17 protein-coding genes are annotated in these 14,639 nt (G+C 71.5%); 5 read left to right on the top strand and 12 right to left on the bottom strand.

Annotation, left to right across the window (positions count from 1 at the left end; all coding sequences use genetic code 11):
- The first annotated feature begins 139 nt into the window (after positions 1-139).
- The gene (locus OG624_RS35535) at positions 140-868 is read left to right on the top strand and encodes a class I SAM-dependent methyltransferase (RefSeq protein ID WP_266354512.1); all 729 of its coding nucleotides are present in this window, start codon (positions 140-142) and stop codon (positions 866-868) included.
- A 45-nt stretch (positions 869-913) separates the two neighbouring features.
- A complete protein-coding gene (locus tag OG624_RS35530; protein ID WP_371594053.1) occupies positions 914-1,711 on the top strand; it encodes a phytanoyl-CoA dioxygenase family protein in 798 nt (265 codons plus the stop codon).
- A 70-nt stretch (positions 1,712-1,781) separates the two neighbouring features.
- Here the strand turns inward: OG624_RS35530 and OG624_RS35525 are convergent, their stop codons facing one another.
- From OG624_RS35525 to OG624_RS35515, 3 genes are read right to left on the bottom strand one after another with little or no spacing between them, the layout of a single operon-like run.
- Positions 1,782-2,999, bottom strand: coding sequence for an acyl-CoA dehydrogenase family protein (locus tag OG624_RS35525; protein WP_352164777.1), 1,218 nt, complete (start codon positions 2,997-2,999; stop codon positions 1,782-1,784).
- 12 nt (positions 3,000-3,011) lie between these two features.
- The gene (locus tag OG624_RS35520) at positions 3,012-3,776 is read right to left on the bottom strand and encodes an NAD-dependent epimerase/dehydratase family protein (protein WP_371640329.1); all 765 of its coding nucleotides are present in this window, start codon (positions 3,774-3,776) and stop codon (positions 3,012-3,014) included.
- A gap of 16 nt (positions 3,777-3,792) precedes the next feature.
- Positions 3,793-5,385, bottom strand: coding sequence for an FAD-binding oxidoreductase (locus OG624_RS35515; RefSeq protein WP_371640328.1), 1,593 nt, complete (start codon positions 5,383-5,385; stop codon positions 3,793-3,795).
- A gap of 161 nt (positions 5,386-5,546) precedes the next feature.
- On the opposite strand from OG624_RS35515, the gene OG624_RS35510 reads away from it, so the two are divergent.
- Positions 5,547-6,431, top strand: coding sequence for a class I SAM-dependent methyltransferase (locus tag OG624_RS35510; RefSeq protein WP_266354513.1), 885 nt, complete (start codon positions 5,547-5,549; stop codon positions 6,429-6,431).
- Here the strand turns inward: OG624_RS35510 and OG624_RS35505 are convergent.
- From OG624_RS35505 to OG624_RS35485, 5 genes are read right to left on the bottom strand one after another with little or no spacing between them, the layout of a single operon-like run.
- Entirely contained in the window at positions 6,409-7,398 is a 990-nt protein-coding gene (locus OG624_RS35505) for an acyltransferase domain-containing protein (protein WP_371640327.1), read from the bottom strand. The genes OG624_RS35510 and OG624_RS35505 overlap by 23 nt on opposite strands.
- Positions 7,399-7,450: 52 nt before the next feature.
- Entirely contained in the window at positions 7,451-8,482 is a 1,032-nt protein-coding gene (locus tag OG624_RS35500; protein ID WP_371640326.1) for a ketoacyl-ACP synthase III family protein, read from the bottom strand.
- 13 nt (positions 8,483-8,495) lie between these two features.
- Positions 8,496-8,771 (bottom strand): acyl carrier protein, encoded by a 276-nt coding sequence (locus tag OG624_RS35495; protein WP_033226388.1) that lies wholly within the window; start codon positions 8,769-8,771, stop codon positions 8,496-8,498.
- Entirely contained in the window at positions 8,764-9,981 is a 1,218-nt protein-coding gene (locus OG624_RS35490) for a ketosynthase chain-length factor (protein WP_033226390.1), read from the bottom strand. The genes OG624_RS35495 and OG624_RS35490 overlap by 8 nt, the downstream gene beginning before the upstream one ends.
- A complete protein-coding gene (locus OG624_RS35485; protein WP_033226391.1) occupies positions 9,978-11,249 on the bottom strand; it encodes a beta-ketoacyl-[acyl-carrier-protein] synthase family protein in 1,272 nt (423 codons plus the stop codon). The genes OG624_RS35490 and OG624_RS35485 overlap by 4 nt, the downstream gene beginning before the upstream one ends.
- A 281-nt stretch (positions 11,250-11,530) precedes the next feature.
- On the opposite strand from OG624_RS35485, the gene OG624_RS35480 reads away from it, so the two are divergent.
- Both OG624_RS35480 and OG624_RS35475 read left to right on the top strand, forming a co-directional pair.
- Complete coding sequence (locus OG624_RS35480; RefSeq protein WP_266354516.1) at positions 11,531-11,653, top strand: hypothetical protein; 123 nt, start codon at positions 11,531-11,533, stop codon at positions 11,651-11,653.
- 430 nt (positions 11,654-12,083) lie between these two features.
- On the top strand, positions 12,084-12,593 hold the full coding sequence (locus OG624_RS35475) for a cupin domain-containing protein (protein WP_033226393.1): 510 nt from the start codon (positions 12,084-12,086) through the stop codon (positions 12,591-12,593).
- 45 nt (positions 12,594-12,638) lie between these two features.
- On the opposite strand, the gene OG624_RS35470 is transcribed toward OG624_RS35475, so the two are convergent.
- The 4 genes from OG624_RS35470 to OG624_RS35455 form a co-directional block, all read right to left on the bottom strand.
- Positions 12,639-12,950 carry an ArsR/SmtB family transcription factor gene (locus OG624_RS35470; protein ID WP_244291026.1) on the bottom strand — a complete coding sequence of 104 codons (312 nt, stop codon included), beginning with the start codon at positions 12,948-12,950 and terminating at the stop codon, positions 12,639-12,641.
- A 334-nt stretch (positions 12,951-13,284) separates the two neighbouring features.
- Positions 13,285-13,557, bottom strand: coding sequence for a hypothetical protein (locus OG624_RS35465; RefSeq protein WP_033223264.1), 273 nt, complete (start codon positions 13,555-13,557; stop codon positions 13,285-13,287).
- A gap of 168 nt (positions 13,558-13,725) precedes the next feature.
- Entirely contained in the window at positions 13,726-13,914 is a 189-nt protein-coding gene (locus tag OG624_RS35460; RefSeq protein ID WP_371594108.1) for a hypothetical protein, read from the bottom strand.
- A gap of 5 nt (positions 13,915-13,919) precedes the next feature.
- On the bottom strand, positions 13,920-14,495 hold the full coding sequence (locus OG624_RS35455; RefSeq protein ID WP_371640325.1) for a DUF5994 family protein: 576 nt from the start codon (positions 14,493-14,495) through the stop codon (positions 13,920-13,922).
- Between the last annotated feature and the right edge of the window lie 144 nt (positions 14,496-14,639).

The following is a 14,639-nucleotide window of genomic DNA, read 5'->3' as shown; positions in this document are numbered from 1 at the left end:
AACACCCTTCCATCCCGCTCTCGCAGCCATGTCGACGACGGCTCGACGCGGACCGGCTCCAACGGGTCTCGGCGGGCCCTCTAGCCGGCGTTCCGACGATGAGGACACGCGGGGGTCGCGCGAACAGTGGGGAGTCGCTTTGTACGGCGCCGAAGCCAGCGAAATCTACGAGCTGCTGCACCAGGGCAAGGGGAAGGACTACGCCGCCGAGGCGGCCGAGGTCGCCCGCCGGGTCCGGGCACTGCTGCCGGACGCCGGGTCGCTGCTGGACGTGGCCTGCGGGACCGGGGCCCATCTCCTGCATTTCCGCGAGGAGTTCGAGCGGGTCGAGGGGTTGGAGATGTCCGCACCGATGGCGGCGGCCGCCCGAAGACGACTGCCCGGGGTGCGGGTGCACACCGGGGACATGCGCGACTTCGCGCTGGGCTCCGCCTTCTCCGCGGTCACCTGCATGTTCGGTTCCATCGGCTATCTGTCCTCGACGGTCGAACTGGACGCCGTGCTCGACCGGTTCGCCCGCCATCTTCATCCCGGAGGGGTCGTCGCGATCGACCCGTGGTGGTTCCCGGAGACCTTCCTGGACGGCTATGTGTCCAGCGGTACGGCCACCGAGGCAGGGCGGACCCTGGCCCGGGTGTCGCACGCGGTACGCGACGGTGACACGTCACGGATGGAGGTGCACTACCTCGTCGCGGACTCGGACGCCGGCGTACGGCACTTCAGCGAGACGCATCGGATCACGCTGTTCACCCGGGCCCAGTACGAGGCGGCGTTCACCGCGGCCGGCCTGAGCGTCGACCACGTGCCGGGACTCCACGGCGGCCGGGGACTGTTCATCGGTGCGCTCACGCGACCTCGCGCCCTCTGACCGTGCTCCACCTCAGCTGGATCAAGACCCGAAGGAGACCGTCACGTGCCGCCCCTGAGCGAGCTGACCACCCCCGAGAATCTGTCCGAGGACACCGTCCGCCGCTACCGCGACGACGGCTTCGTGCACGTCCCCCAAGTGCTCTCCGCCGAGGAGGTGGCCACCTACCGCGCGGCCGCCGAGGCCATCCTGGAACGGGACATGGAGATCTGGGCGGGCGGCGAGGACGGCGGCCAGGTCGAGGTCAACTACGTGACCCAGGCCTGGCGCAAGGACGAAACGCTGCGCGCGCTCGCGCTGCATCCGAGCCTGACCGGGATCGCCGCCCGGCTGGCGGGCGGCGCGCTGCGGCTCTACAGCAGCGAGGTCCTGGTGAAGGAGCCGCGCAAGGCGCTGCCGACCCTGATCCACGACGACGAGGCCGGCCTACCCATGGACGGTCTGTCGCTGACCCTGACCGCGTGGGTCGCCCTGGTGGACGTGCCCGTCGAGCGTGGCTGCCTGAGCTATGTGCCCGGCTCCCATCTGCGCAAGGAGTCCGAGCGGCTGGTGCACATGACGAGCTTCGAGCACTTCCGGTCGGCCGAGGAGGTCTGGCCGGACTTCCCCTGGCAGCCGCGGGTCACGGTGCCGCTGCGCGCCGGTGATGTGGCCTTCCACCACTGCCGAACGGTCCATATGGCAGGGCGCAATGACACCGACGAGCGACGGATCGGCCATGGCGTGATCTTCATGGACGCCGGTGCCACGTATCTGCCCGGCGTCATGGACGAGTACCTGTCCCACATGCACCCGGGGCAGCCGCTCGACGACGAGAAGCTGTTCCCGCTCATCAGCGGCTGACCGCGGACACGTGGAAGGGCCCCGGGAGGCGTTGCTCGCCTCCCGGGGCCCTTGTCGTGCGGCCGTCCTGTCAAGAGTCCAGGTCCAGCGCGTGGGCGCTCAGATGGTCGATGGCGTCCGCGTAGGTGAAGGGCTGCATGAACCAGCCGGCCCGGACGTCCCGGTAGCGGCGCGACAGCGGGTGCCCGGCGGTGAAGGAGGCGCCGCCGGTGAGCGTCATGCAGTCCTCGACGACGGCCGAGGCGTTCCGGTTGACCACGAGCTTGGCGTACTGGAAAGGGGCGATCATCCGCAGTCCGCGTGCGGCCGGGTCGTCACCGGTCCGGCCGGCATGGTGGTCGGTGTGCAGCAGGGCGGCGCCGAGTGCGGTGCGCAAGGTGTACAGCTTGACGTCCATCTCGGCGACGAGGGTGCGTACGGCCGCGGCCGGATCGCCGCCGCGGCGCCTGATCCCGGCGACCGCGAGGTCCCGGGCGGACTGCGCGATGCCGGCGTACACCCCGAGCAGCCCGATGGAGCTCACCGTCTGCCCGGCCATCGCGGCGTGGTTGACCTCGCCGACCGGCCCGCGCAGGAAGAGGTCGGCCTCCGGGACCGGGCAGTCGGCGAAGACCACTTCGGAGCTGGCCGAGGCCCGCATGCCCATGCCGTCCCAGTTGTCCGGGACCGTCAGGCCGGGGGTGTCCGCCGCGAGGAAGGCGGAGGCGAGCCGGGCCGGGCCGGTCGTCGGCCGGGTGCGGGTGGACACCACGAAATGGGTGGCGACCGGCGCCATGGAGACGAGGATCTTCCGTCCGGAGAGCAGCCAGCGACCGGCCCCGTCCGGGCGCAGTTCGGTCGCCGGGCCCGCGTCCTTCAGGGCCCCGCCGATGACCGCGTCGTCCTTGCCCATCAGCCACAGGACACGTTCCGCGAGCGCCTGCCCGGCGGGGTCGGCATGGCGGAGCTCGTACGACATGGTGATGCCGCGGCACAGCTGCATGTGGAGGCAGAGCGCGGTGGCGGCGTCGGCCTCGGCGACCCGCATGACGGCCAGGGCCACGTCGTGGACGCTGCTGAGGCCGAGGCCGCCGAAGGTGCACGGGACGGTGGCCGACAGCACGCCGTCGGCTTTCAGGGCCCGGAACACCTCGGTGGGGAAGGTGCCTTCGCGGTCGTGGGCGGCGGCGGCCTCGGCGATACGCGGCAGATGTCCGCCGAGGATGTCCAGGAGCCGTGCTCCCTCCGGGGTGACCGGGGCGCTGAGGTCGGCCAGCTGCGGAAGCGTGATGCCGGCTTCGCTGATCATGGGTCCTTCTCCTCAGGGTGTCGGCCCGGCCTGCAGTGCGGCCGGGTTCGGTTGCGCGGCGAGATACCGGTCGATGGCGCTGCGGAAGTAGCCGGGACCGAATCCGCGCAGGGCGGCCTCGGGCACCAGGCGGTGGAGTTTGGCCACGGAGGGGCAGTGGGACACCGTGTGTCCGGCCGCCAGCCGTTCGGCGCGGGTGCCCAGACGCAGTTCCATGTGGTCGAGGATGTCGGTGACGGCCGCGCAGTCCCCGGAGGCCACGTTGACGGTCTCGTTGTCGGCCCCGGTGCGCAGGATCCGGTCGAAGAGTCCGACGAAGTCGTCGACATGGAGCAGGTCGCGGCGGGCGCCCTCCTGGACGGCGACCTGGCCGGCCCGCAGCTGCCGGACCAGGACGGACAGCAGCCGGTACTCCGGTTCTCCTGGTCCGAGGACATAGCCGAGTCGCAGGATCAGATGGTGTACGCCGGAGTCGCGGACCAGGGTCTCCAGGTCGAGTTTGTGCTGTCCGTACGGGAGGAGCGGGGCCACCGGCTCGTCCTCCAGGCCGCGGCAGCCGGGTGCTCCGTACATGGAGACCGTGGAGAAGAAGACGAGCTGGTGGCCGTCGGCGAGGCAGCGCTCGACGGTGTCCTCGACGAGCCGGCGTTCCCGCTCATGGGCGGAGTCCGGCAGCGGGTGGCGTGGCACGCCGGCGGCCAGGACGGTCACCCCGGGGTGCGCGCCGCTCAGGGGCCGCAGATGGCGGGCGAGGAACCCGCCGCCGATGATCTCCACGGTCGTTGCTCTCCCCTCAGGCCTGCGGACGGACGGACAGCGCGTGGTGGAAGACGTTCCGGGGGTCCCAGCGGGCCTTGATCCGCTGGAGGCGGGGGTAGTTGTCGCGGTAGTAGAGGGTGTGCCAGGGGACGCCGGATGTGTTCCACTTCGGGTCGGCGAGATCGGCGTCCGGGTAGTTGATGTAGCAGCCGCTGTTGGCGTCGTTCGGGACGGGGACGCCGCCGGTCTCCGCGTACACCTCCTGGTAGAAGCGGCGGATCCAGTTGATCTCCTCGCGGTCGGCGGGGTCGGCCCAGTAGAGGTCGTAGGCCACGCTGAACAGCGCGTCGCGGTGCGGGAAGGCGGTGGCGGAGGGGGCCTCGGTGTTGATCCGGCCGCCGAAGGAGGTGACGTAGACGGAGGCGCCCCAGCGGGTGTCGCCGTCGGTGAGGTACTTGTGGACGACCCCGATCTGCCGGTCGGTCCACCGCCTGCGCAGGAAGGCGGCCTTGGACTTGAAGGGGGTGCCGCCCGCGTAGGTCGCGGCGCCGAGGGTGGCGGTGAGCCAGGGCTGGTTGCTGCGGGTCGTCTCGGGGGCGACGCCGACGCCGGCGGTGACCTGCGCGAGGTACTCGTCCATCAGCCGTTCGGCGTCGGGATGTTCGCCGCTGACACCCACCAGGAGCTGGAACGATCCGGTGGCCTTGTGGGTCAGGGCGAGCGAGCTGGAGACCTCGGCCTGCGGATGGCGTTCGTGCCAGCTGCCGTGGTCGCGTACGAGAGTGGTGAAGGCCCGCTCGTCGATCTGGGCCCACTGCCAGGTCGCGGCCAGGCCCGGAAGGGTGGCGGGCGGCTTGGGCAGCTGGCCGGCCGGGTCCTTGCCGCGGGCCTGCGGGGATCGCAGAAGATAGCGCAGGACGACGCCGAAGTTGCCACCGCCGCCACCGGTGTGGGCCCACCACAGGTCCCGGTTCGGGTCGTCGGCGCGGCGGGTGGCGACCACCCGGCGGGCCTGGCCGTTCTTGTCGACGACCACCACCTCGACGCCGTGGAGATGGTCGACGACCATGCCGTGCTCGCGCGACAGGGTGCCGTAACCGCCGCCCGCGGCATGGCCACCGATGCCGACGCTGGGGCAGCTGCCGCCGGGGATGGTGACGCCCCAGCCGTAGTACAGGTCCTTGTAGACCTTGGCGAGGGTGGCGCCCGCCTCGACGGAGAACGCCTGGTGCTCCGGGTCGAAGGTGACGTGGTTCATCGGGGAGACGTCAAGGACGATCCGGACATCGGGCCCGGTGACGAAGTCCTCGTAGCAGTGTCCTCCGCTGCGGACGGCGATCCGCTTCCCGGTGCGTACCGCCTCTTCCACCGCCTGGACGACCTGCTCGCCCGAGTACACGGCCCGGACGGCGTCGGGCCGTGGCGTGAACCGTCCGTTGTAGCTCTTGTTGAGGCTCGCGTACCGGGTGTCGTCGGGGCCGACGGTGACCGGGCCCGGTATCGGGTGACAGCTCGCCCCGGTCCGCCCGGCGGCCGTCGCGGTGGTGCCGGTGAGACCGGTCAGGGCGGCGGCGCCGCCCGTTGCCGCTGCCCCCCACAGTATGTGACGGCGTGTCAATTTTGCCATCTGAAGATCGTTCCTTCCCCCGTGCGGTGACCGGCGAGTGGCGCTCGCCCACGCTAGGCACGGCGGCTGTCGGTCGCCTCGGCTTCCGCTGTAGGGGCGGTGGAGCTCGCTTCGAGTCGGCTGCGAGAGGGGCGCGACAGGACGGCCGCACGCTTCGCGGTATGGCAGCGAAGAGTGAAGGCAAGGTCGACGACACGGCGTACAAGACGGAGGTCACCCGGGCGTTCGACCGGGCGGCGGCCCAGTACGACCGGATGGGCGTCGAGTTCTTCGGCCCGATGGGCCGGCGGCTGGTCGAACGGGCCGCCCCCCGGCCCGGCGAGCGGGTGCTCGACGTGGGCTGCGGGAGGGGCGCGGCACTCTTCCCGGCGGCCGCGCGGACCGGGCCGACGGGTTCCGTCCTCGGCATCGACATCGCACCGGCGATGATCGAGGAGGCCCGGCGGGAGGCGCTGAAGCAGGGCGCCGGCCATGTGGAACTCCGGGTGATGGACGGCGAGCGGCCCGAACTGCCGCCGCGCTCCTTCGACCTGGTCCTCGGCAGCTACAGCGTGATCTTCCTGCCGGACGCTCCGGCGGCGCTGGCCCGCTATGCGGAGTTGCTGGCCGACGGCGGTCGGATCGCCTTCACCAGCCCCGTCTTCACGGACGACACGTTTCCGTTCCTGCCGCCGGTGTTCACCGAGCTGATTCCCCGGTCGCTGCTGGCGAACCTGCCCGCCGAGTGGCAGCCGGAGGCGCTCCGACGCCGTTTCAACAGCTGGCTGGGACAGGTCATGGATCTGCGGCGGACGATGGAGAAGGCCGGATTCACCGGGGTCGAGGTGGTCGACGAGCCGGTCGAGCTGGTCGCCACCTCGGGCGAGGCGTGGGTGGACTGGTCGCACACGCAGGGGATGCGGCTGCTGTGGACGCATCTGCCCGCGCAGGAGAGCGCCCGGCTGCGGGAGCGGCTCATCACCGCCCTCGACGCGATGCGGGACGGTGACGGGCCGCTGGTGATCGACACTCCGGTGCGCTATGTCACCGCGTCCGTGCGCCGATGATCCCGTGCTCGGCGAGATTCTCCCGGGCGGCCGCGACCGAGTCGAGGTCCCGCTCCGGAGGGCCGGGGCGGGCCGGCAGCAGCGGCACGACGACGCTGGTGCCGGCCCGTACGGCCGGGTGGCGCCGGGCGAGCTGGGCGAGGGTCTGCCCCGGTCCCGCTTCCACCAGTACGGCGTCCCGCCCGGTCAGGACGGCGTCGAGAGCGGGCCAGAACAGCACCGGGGCGACCGGCTGCGCGGCCCAGTAGCCGGGGTCGCCGGCCTCCCGGGCGGTCAGCGGCCGCGCGGTGTAGCAGGAGTGCAGCGTCAGCGCCGCCGGTGAGACGGGCAGAGCCGCGATCGCCCGCTCCGACCCGGCGACGGCCGGGGCGAGCACCGGGCTGTGGAAAGGGCTGAGCGACGGCAGCCGGCGACAGGTGAACTCGTGCTCCGTCAGGGCCTTGTGGGTGAGTTCGAGAGCGGGATCGGGTCCGGCGAGGACCGTCTGCCTGGGCGCGTTGACCGCGCCGACGACGACGTCGCCCGCGAGGAACGGTTCGACCTCGCGCACGGACGCGGCGACGGCGAGCATTCCGCCGGTCGGGCCGTCGGCGAGCAGCCGGATCCGGTCGAGAACGAGCCGCGTCGCGTCCCGCAGGTTGAAGATCCGGGCGAGTACGGCCGCGGCGAGCTCGCCGATGCTGTGGCCGAGCAGGACGTCGGGGCGACTCCCCCAGCTCACGACGAGCCGGCCGAGGGCGTGATCGACGGCGAACAGCAGCGGCTGGGAGCGGGTGACACAGTCGAGGTCGACGGCGGGGCGGTCGGTCAGCCAGTCGGCCCGGAGCCGCTCCCCCTCGCCTCGGGCGTAGGCCTCGACGGTGTCGAAGACCTCGTCCATCGCTGCGGTGAACACCGGCTCGGCGCCGTACAGTCCGGCGGCCATCCGTAGGTGCTGCGCCCCCTGCCCCGGCAGAAGTAACACCATCGCCCGACGTTCCCCCATGGTCCCCATCCTCCAGGTGCGTTCGGTCGTCCGTTCATGGCCGCTCCGCCCACGGCGGGCGTTCGAGCATTTCGATCACGGCGCAGGACCAGGTGAACCCGGCGCCCACGCTGACGAGCAGGCAGGTGTCGCCGGGGCCGAGCGCCCCGGAGGCGGTGAGATGGTCGAGTCCGGCGAACGGGTCACCCGCGCCGAGGTGGCCGATCCGCCGGCTCCAGGGCCAGGTCGTGCGCTCCGGATCGATGGCGAGCGGGCCGAAGTACGCCGCTTGGAGCCGGCGCCGCCCCAGATGAGGCAGGGCGATCCGGTCGATGTCGGCGAGTTCGAGCTCCGCCTCGGCGAGGGCTTGTTTCAGGACGGCTTCCTGGGCGGCGGCGACCTTGGACACCGCGTAGGAGACGCCCGTGGTGGCGAGGAAGGCCCGCTTGCACGCCTCCAGGTCGACCTGGGGGCGGTGGGTGAACGGCGCGTCCTGGAACGGGTCGTCACCCCGGTGCATTCCTTCCAGCTCCGGTACGGAGACCGTGACGAGGCTGCGGATCCGCGCGAAACCGGTGCGGCGTGAGAGGACGAGAGCGGTGGCGCCGTCGCCGTACACCGTGCCGGGGTCGCTGTGCCAGCGGTCGAACCCGGGCGGGCAGAACTTGTCCCCCGTGGTGATCAGCGCGGCCGAACGCCCCGGGTCGACGGAGAGGTAGGCCGAGGCGAGTTCCAGCGCGGCCATCCCGCCGTTGGAGACCTGTCGGACCTCCATCGCGGGGCAGTTGTTGCCGACGGCGCCCCGCTGCACGTAGGAGGCGGGGGCCCACAGGTCGTGGCCCTGGTGGAAGAAGCTCGCGTGCAGGACGAGGTCGATGTCCGGGGCGTCGCTCCCGGCCCGCGCCAGAGCGGTACGGGCCGCGCGCACGGCCATCTGCGGCGCGGACTCCTCTCCGGCCACGGCGACCGAGAGACTGCCGGTGCTCCGCGCGAGGGACGCGGAGCACCAGCCGTCGGCGACGGCGTCCTCGATGCTCACCCGTGGGGGCAGCCAGCTGCCGGTGGCGGCGATGAAGAGCCGGTCCATGGCGGTGGCCTCGTCAGTGGGAGTGCCGAGTCCCGGCCGAGGCCAGGGTCTCGTTGACGGCCGTCACGAACTGGTTGAGCGTGCGGATCTCTGCGAGGGCGTCGTCGGGGAGTTCGGCGCCGAACTCCCGTTTGACCCGGCTCGCGGCCTCCATCAGGGCCAGGGAGTCATAGCCGAGGTACTCCAGTTCGACGTCACCGACGTCCCCGCCCTCGGCGGCGACGGCTTCGTCCTCACCGGCGCATTCGCGCATGATGTCGATCAGTACGGGCAGCGTGAGCTCACTCACTGGTGTCCTTTCCTCGCCCACGCAGTACGAGGGCGCTGTTGAATCCGTTGTGGCCGCGGGCCAGGACGAGCGCCGTGGTGCCGTGGAACGGTCTCGGCTCGCTCACCAGGTCGAGCGGATGTCCCGGGGTGATCCCGGGAGTCGGGGGGATGACGCCCTCGCGCAGGGCGAGCAGGGCGAGGACGACGTCGAGCGGCGCACCGCCGGAGTAGAGGCGGCCGATCAGGGTCTTGGGTGCGGTGACCGGGACTCCGTACGGGCCGAAGAGCCGGACCAGCGTCTCGGCCTCGACGCGGTCGCCCTCGACGGAGCCGTCGGCGTCGGCGAAGACGACGTCGACATCGTCGGTGCTGAGCCCGGCGTCGGCGAGGGCGAGTTCGGCGGCGCGGCCGAGGTTGGCGGGGCGTACGGAGTGCGGCGGCGGGTCGAAGGTGGCGCCGTACCCGGCGATCTCACCGAGTACGGTCGCTCCGCGCGCCCGCGCGTGTGCCTCGTCCTCCAGGACGAGCATCGCGCCGCCCTCACCGGGCACGTGGCCGCTCGCGGCCGGATCGAAGGGCAGATAGGCGCGCTCGGGGTCGTCGCTGGTGGACAGTCGGCCACTGGCGATCCGGGCGGCCATGCCGTAGGGGCTCAGGGAGGATTCCATGCCGCCGGTGAGCACGGCCGTGGCGCCGCCGCGCAGGGCTCGTCGGGCCTGGGCGATGGCGTCGATGCCGCCGGCCTGTTCCGCGACGACGACCCCGGTCGGGCCGCGCAGATCGTGCTTGATGGAGATCTGGCCGGTGTTGACCGCGTAGAACCAGGCGAAGGACATGTAGGCGCTGACGTGGTCGGGGCCGCTGCCCCAGAGGTTCTGCAGTTCCCGCTGGCCGAAGTCGAAGCCGCCGGCGGCGGCCGCCGTGATGACGCCCAGGGCGGTCCGGTCCGGATAGCCACTGTCCAGTGCCGCGTCCGCCAGCGCCCAGTCCGCGGCGGCGAGCGCGAACCGGGTCATACGGTCGGTCTGCGGCACGAGTCTGCTCGGCAGTCGGCCGGCGTCGTCGAAGTCGCGCACCTGGCCGGCCAGTCGGCTGGGGAAGGCGGTGGTGTCGTACCCGTCGATCGGCGTGATGGCGGGCCGGCCCTGCAGGGTCGCGGACCAGAACTCCTCCGTCCCGAGGCCGTTGGGGGCGACGACGCCGGTTCCGGTCACTACGGCCGTGGTCACGCGGCCCTCCTGTCCCTGTGGTTGAGCACCATGGCGCTCTGGAATCCACCGAAACCGCTGCCGACCGTGAGGACGGTGTCCAGCCGCCGCTCCCGGGCGGTCAGCGGCACGTAGTCCAGATCGAGTTCGGGGTCGGGCCGGTGCAGATTCGCTGTCGGCGGTACGACTCCGTGCTCCAGCGCCAGCGCGCAGGCGGCGATCTCGATCGCGCCGACCGCGCCGAGCGAGTGGCCGATCACGGACTTGATGGAGGAGACGGGCACGGCGTGCGCGTGGGCGCCCAGACTGCGCTTGAAGGCGGCGGTCTCATGCCTGTCGTTCTGCTGGGTGGCGGTGCCATGGGCGTTGATGTAGTCGACGGCGGTCGGATCGAGCCGGGCCCGGTCCAGCGCCGAGGTGATGGCCGTGGCCATCTCCCGCCCGTCGGAACGCAGCCCGGTCATGTGGTGGGCGTTGCCGTGCGAGGCATATCCGGCGATCTCGGCGTAGACGTGGGCGCCGCGCGCCCGGGCACGGCCCAGCTCCTCCAGGACGAGGACCGCGGCACCTTCACCGAGCACGAAGCCGTTACGGGTCCGGTCGAAGGGGCGGGAGGCGGAGGCGGCATCGTCGTTGCGGGGCGAGGTGGCCTTGATCGCGTCGAAGCAGGCGACGGTGATCGGGGCGATGGGGGCGTCGGCGCCCCCGGTGATCATGATGTCGGCGCTGCCCTCACCGATGAGTGCGCAGGCGTGGCCGATGGCGTCGATGCCGGAGGTGCAGCCCGCGGAGACCACGGAGTTGGGGCCTTCGGCTCCGGCGAACCAGGCCACCTCCGCCGAGAGCGAGCTGGGCACGAAGTAGTCGTAGAGATGCGCGGAGGCCGCGGCCGGGTCGACGACCCACTCCCGGCCGCCGTCGCTGACGGCGAGGTACTCGCGTTCCAGCCCCAGGGTGAGGCCGACGGCGTTGCCGATGCTGACCCCGGTCCGGTGCGCCTCCTCGGGGCCGATCCCCGGCTCGCTGTCGGCCAGCGCCTCCCGGGCCGCGATCATCAGCATCTGGGCGGCCCGGTCCAGGCGCTCCGTGTCCGCCTCGGTCAGTCCTCCGGCGAGCGGATCGAAATCGCACTCGGCGGCGATCCGGGAACGGAACGGGGCCGGGTCGAAGGCGGTGATCCCCCGGGTCGCCGGCCGGCCCGAGGTGATGCGCTCCCAGAACGCCTTCGTCCCGGTGCCTCCCGGCGCGACCACACCGATCCCGGTGACGGCGACGCGACGCTCCCCCATGACGACCCCCTGTCTCACCAGCGGAAGTGCTGATCGGATTCGACGATGAGCCGCTCTGGTCGCAGGGGCGTCGAGGACGACTGGACGGTCGGAGGGGCGGCGTCGACCGGCCTGACGCCGAGCACAGTCGGCTGCACATCCGGTCGATCGCGGCTGGTCGCGGTGGCGAGGACCGGCGTGGGTCGTCCCGGTCGCAGAAAGCGGCGCGGACGGCCCGGTGGCCAGGTGTTGATGACGTCCTCACCGGTCAGCGGGTGCGCGACCGGCCGAGGATCGAGCGGTTGTCCTACGCGCGCACCGGTGACGGGGTGGTGTTCGGCGCTGAGCCCAAGACGGCGCCGGCGCATTCCGCGGTGCCCGCGGGCGGCCAAGGCATGGCCATGCTCCTGGAACGCACCGCGTAGCCCGCATCGGACGATGCGCTGCCGAGTGGCCGGCGAGGCCGCGGACCGGCCGTGTGGCACCCGGATCCCGGCGAGGCGTGAGCGACGGGGTGCGACGGGGTGCTGCTGCCTGCGGTCAGCCGGCTCCCGCGGCCGGGCCGTGGCCGAACCGGGAAGCATCCTCAGCCGTGGCGTCCAGGCGTGGTCGTACAGTGCGCAGCGAGAGTCTCCGCGCTCCCCGGCCGGTGACGTGTCTCCGTCGGCTTCGGCCGGCGGCCCGGAACCGACGGGAACGGGTCCCAAGGGCTCGCGGCTCCCCCACGCCGAAGGTGAACCGCGCCTCCCACGAGTGCCCGGGACCCATCGGGAGCAGGTACTCACTGCTGTCCCTGTCGCGGACAGCGGGCGTGCGTCAGGAAAGCCCCGTCAACGACTGCAGGAGGACAGCAGCGTGCTCACAGCGCACCAGTGGATCGACGCCCTCGGCCTGGAAGCCCACGTGGAGGGCGGGTACTTCCGCCGGACCTTCCAGGCAGACCACCGCCCCCGGATCCGAACACCCCATGGGGACCGCTACACACTGACCTCCATCCACTACCTGCTCACCCACTGGTCCCCGATCGGTCACTGGCACCTGAACCGGTCCGACATCCTGCACTTCCACCACCACGGCGAACCCGTCACCTACCACCTGCTCCACCCTGACGGCCACCACTCCACCGCCGTCCTCGGGCCGGACCCCGGCCAAGGACAGCTCCTCACCCTCGCTGTGCCGGGAGGCGTCTGGAAGGCCTCCCACCTCACCGCTGGAGACCACGCCCTGATCAGCGAAGCCGTCGCGCCCGGCTTCGACTACGCCGACATGACCCTCGGCCGGCCCGACGAGCTCATCGCGCGCTTCCCCGCGCATGCCGAGCTCATCCACCGCTACTGCCGCCCCACCCAGCCGAGCGAGGGCTGAGATGGCCGGGAGGACGGGGTACTGCAGCGAGCCCACCACGCCCCGCTACCGCGAGGCCGGCGTCCAGTCCGTGACGAGGTCGAGGAGTCCGGGGAAGCGCGCGTCGAGGTCGTCGACGCGTACGTCGCTGCGCCGCTCCAGACCGTACTGCCGCTGCCTCGTGATGCCCGCCTCGCGCAGCGCCTTGAAGTGATGGGTGAGGGAGGACTCGGGACGGTCCAGGCCGAACCACCCGCAGGAATGGTCGAACTCCTCGGACTCCAGGAAGAGTTTGCGCACGATCCCCAGGCGCAGAGGTTCGGCATCGCCCTGCCCCGCCCGCACGGGGCCGGCGCCGGCGTCTCCATCGAGGTTCAGGACAGCGGTCCAGGACACCCGACGGAGCTATGCGACTCGGCGTCCTGCACCCCGCCCGCGCGCTTTCACCCGCCGAGAAATCCGCTCATCACCGGACAGACTGCCGCACCTTAGGAGCGGATTGGATTCCGTGCAGAATGATCGAGCACACGGGGCTCCGTACCTTGGTGACCACTTTCATGTGTACGCCGACATCACTGGTCTTGCCGCTGCCGCAGGGACCAGCGGAGCAGCCGGTAACGCCGAGCACTTGATCTCGATCTTGGGGACTCGGAAACCCGTCTGAAAGCACTGACCGGCTACCCACGTCCCAGGCCCTCACATGTGTGAGGGGTCAGCCGTGCTCTTCCTCGTCGGCTTCCATGTGCCGGATGCCCTCGTGGGTGAGGGTGACCATCGCAGGCGTGTTGCCGGGCTCCCAGTCGACGGTGATCAGTCCTTCGCCCGCCAGGTAGGTACATGCGGCGGCCAGGTCCTGTTCCGGCACGTGGAGGTCGCGCCGCAGCTGTGCTCCGGTGATGCCGAGGAGGCGGTTACCTTCGACGGCTTCGTACAGGACCCGGAGCACCTGGTCGCGGTAGGTCTGGCGTTCGTGCAGTGTGGCCATGGCCGCGTCCTTTCGCGTGTGGGGTGGAGTGGGCTCCGAGGCTGGTCGGGGCTTCTCAGATCTCGTACATGGAGGCGGCTGTTCCCGTCGAGGGCGGGTGAGGAGGCCGGCGGGTCGGGGCGCCGAGGCGCCCCGACCGCTGCCCCCGGTCGGAGGAAGATCCGTTCCTCACCGGTCGGCACCCGTGTGGTGGGCTCGACGACCGGTGTCGTCCGGCAGGCCGGGAGGCCTCGGCAGGGGGTCAGTGAAGCGGTAGGCCTCGATCCGTGCGTCGTCCCGGGCGTTCAGGACGTGGATCCAACGCATCCCGATGCCGATCATCAGGATGATCACCGCGATGAGGACGACGGTCTCCACGGAGCTCACCGCCAGCCGTTCGCGGACAGTGGGAGGGCGCTTCGGCCCATCGGCTCCCCGAAGGTGGACATGCAGGCCCCACCCTCGTCCTCCCAGGCGGCTTCTCGGCGGCGGGCGTCGCGGATGCCGCGCCCGATGACGGTTTCGTTGGCCATCAGGACGCCCGCGGCCAGGGCACTGCCCGGGATCGCGGCGGCGGCCATCAGCCGGGCCGCGGCCGCGGGCTCGGTCTCGGGCGGGATCACCAAGAGGTCCCAGCGGCCCACGGTGTAGGAGAGCAGGATCAACTTGTCGGGGTCCTGTTCGGTGAACCAGCCCACGTGCAGCACACGCCCGTCCACGGCAACCGTGCGCGGGACGACCGGCCAGCGGCTGGGGTTCACACTGACGCGCGTGATGCGCCCCCAGGTCTCGTCCAGCGCGGCGGCGAGAGCGGGAAGCTCGGCTTCGAGGTCACGCGAGCGGGGCCACCAGGCACCGTCCAGCTGACCTGCGAGGGTGGTCTTCGGGGTGAGGGACAAACGTGCCGGGAGCTCTGCGGCGAGGTCGCGGGGCGCGGTCCGGTCGAAGGTGGTGGTCATGATGTGGACCTGCCCCCGGACTGCCCGTCGGCAGCCCGGTTTTTAGGCGATCGCCGGAAATGACACCCGCGTGTAGCCGGTGCTCGAAGTACTTCCGGTCCTTCAACTGTACGCCTAGTCGGTGGGCAATGACCGTTGTGACCA

This window comes from Streptomyces virginiae (assembly GCF_041432505.1).
Taxonomy (GTDB): domain Bacteria; phylum Actinomycetota; class Actinomycetes; order Streptomycetales; family Streptomycetaceae; genus Streptomyces; species Streptomyces virginiae_A.
This window is presented reverse-complemented; position numbering and strand designations above follow the sequence as displayed.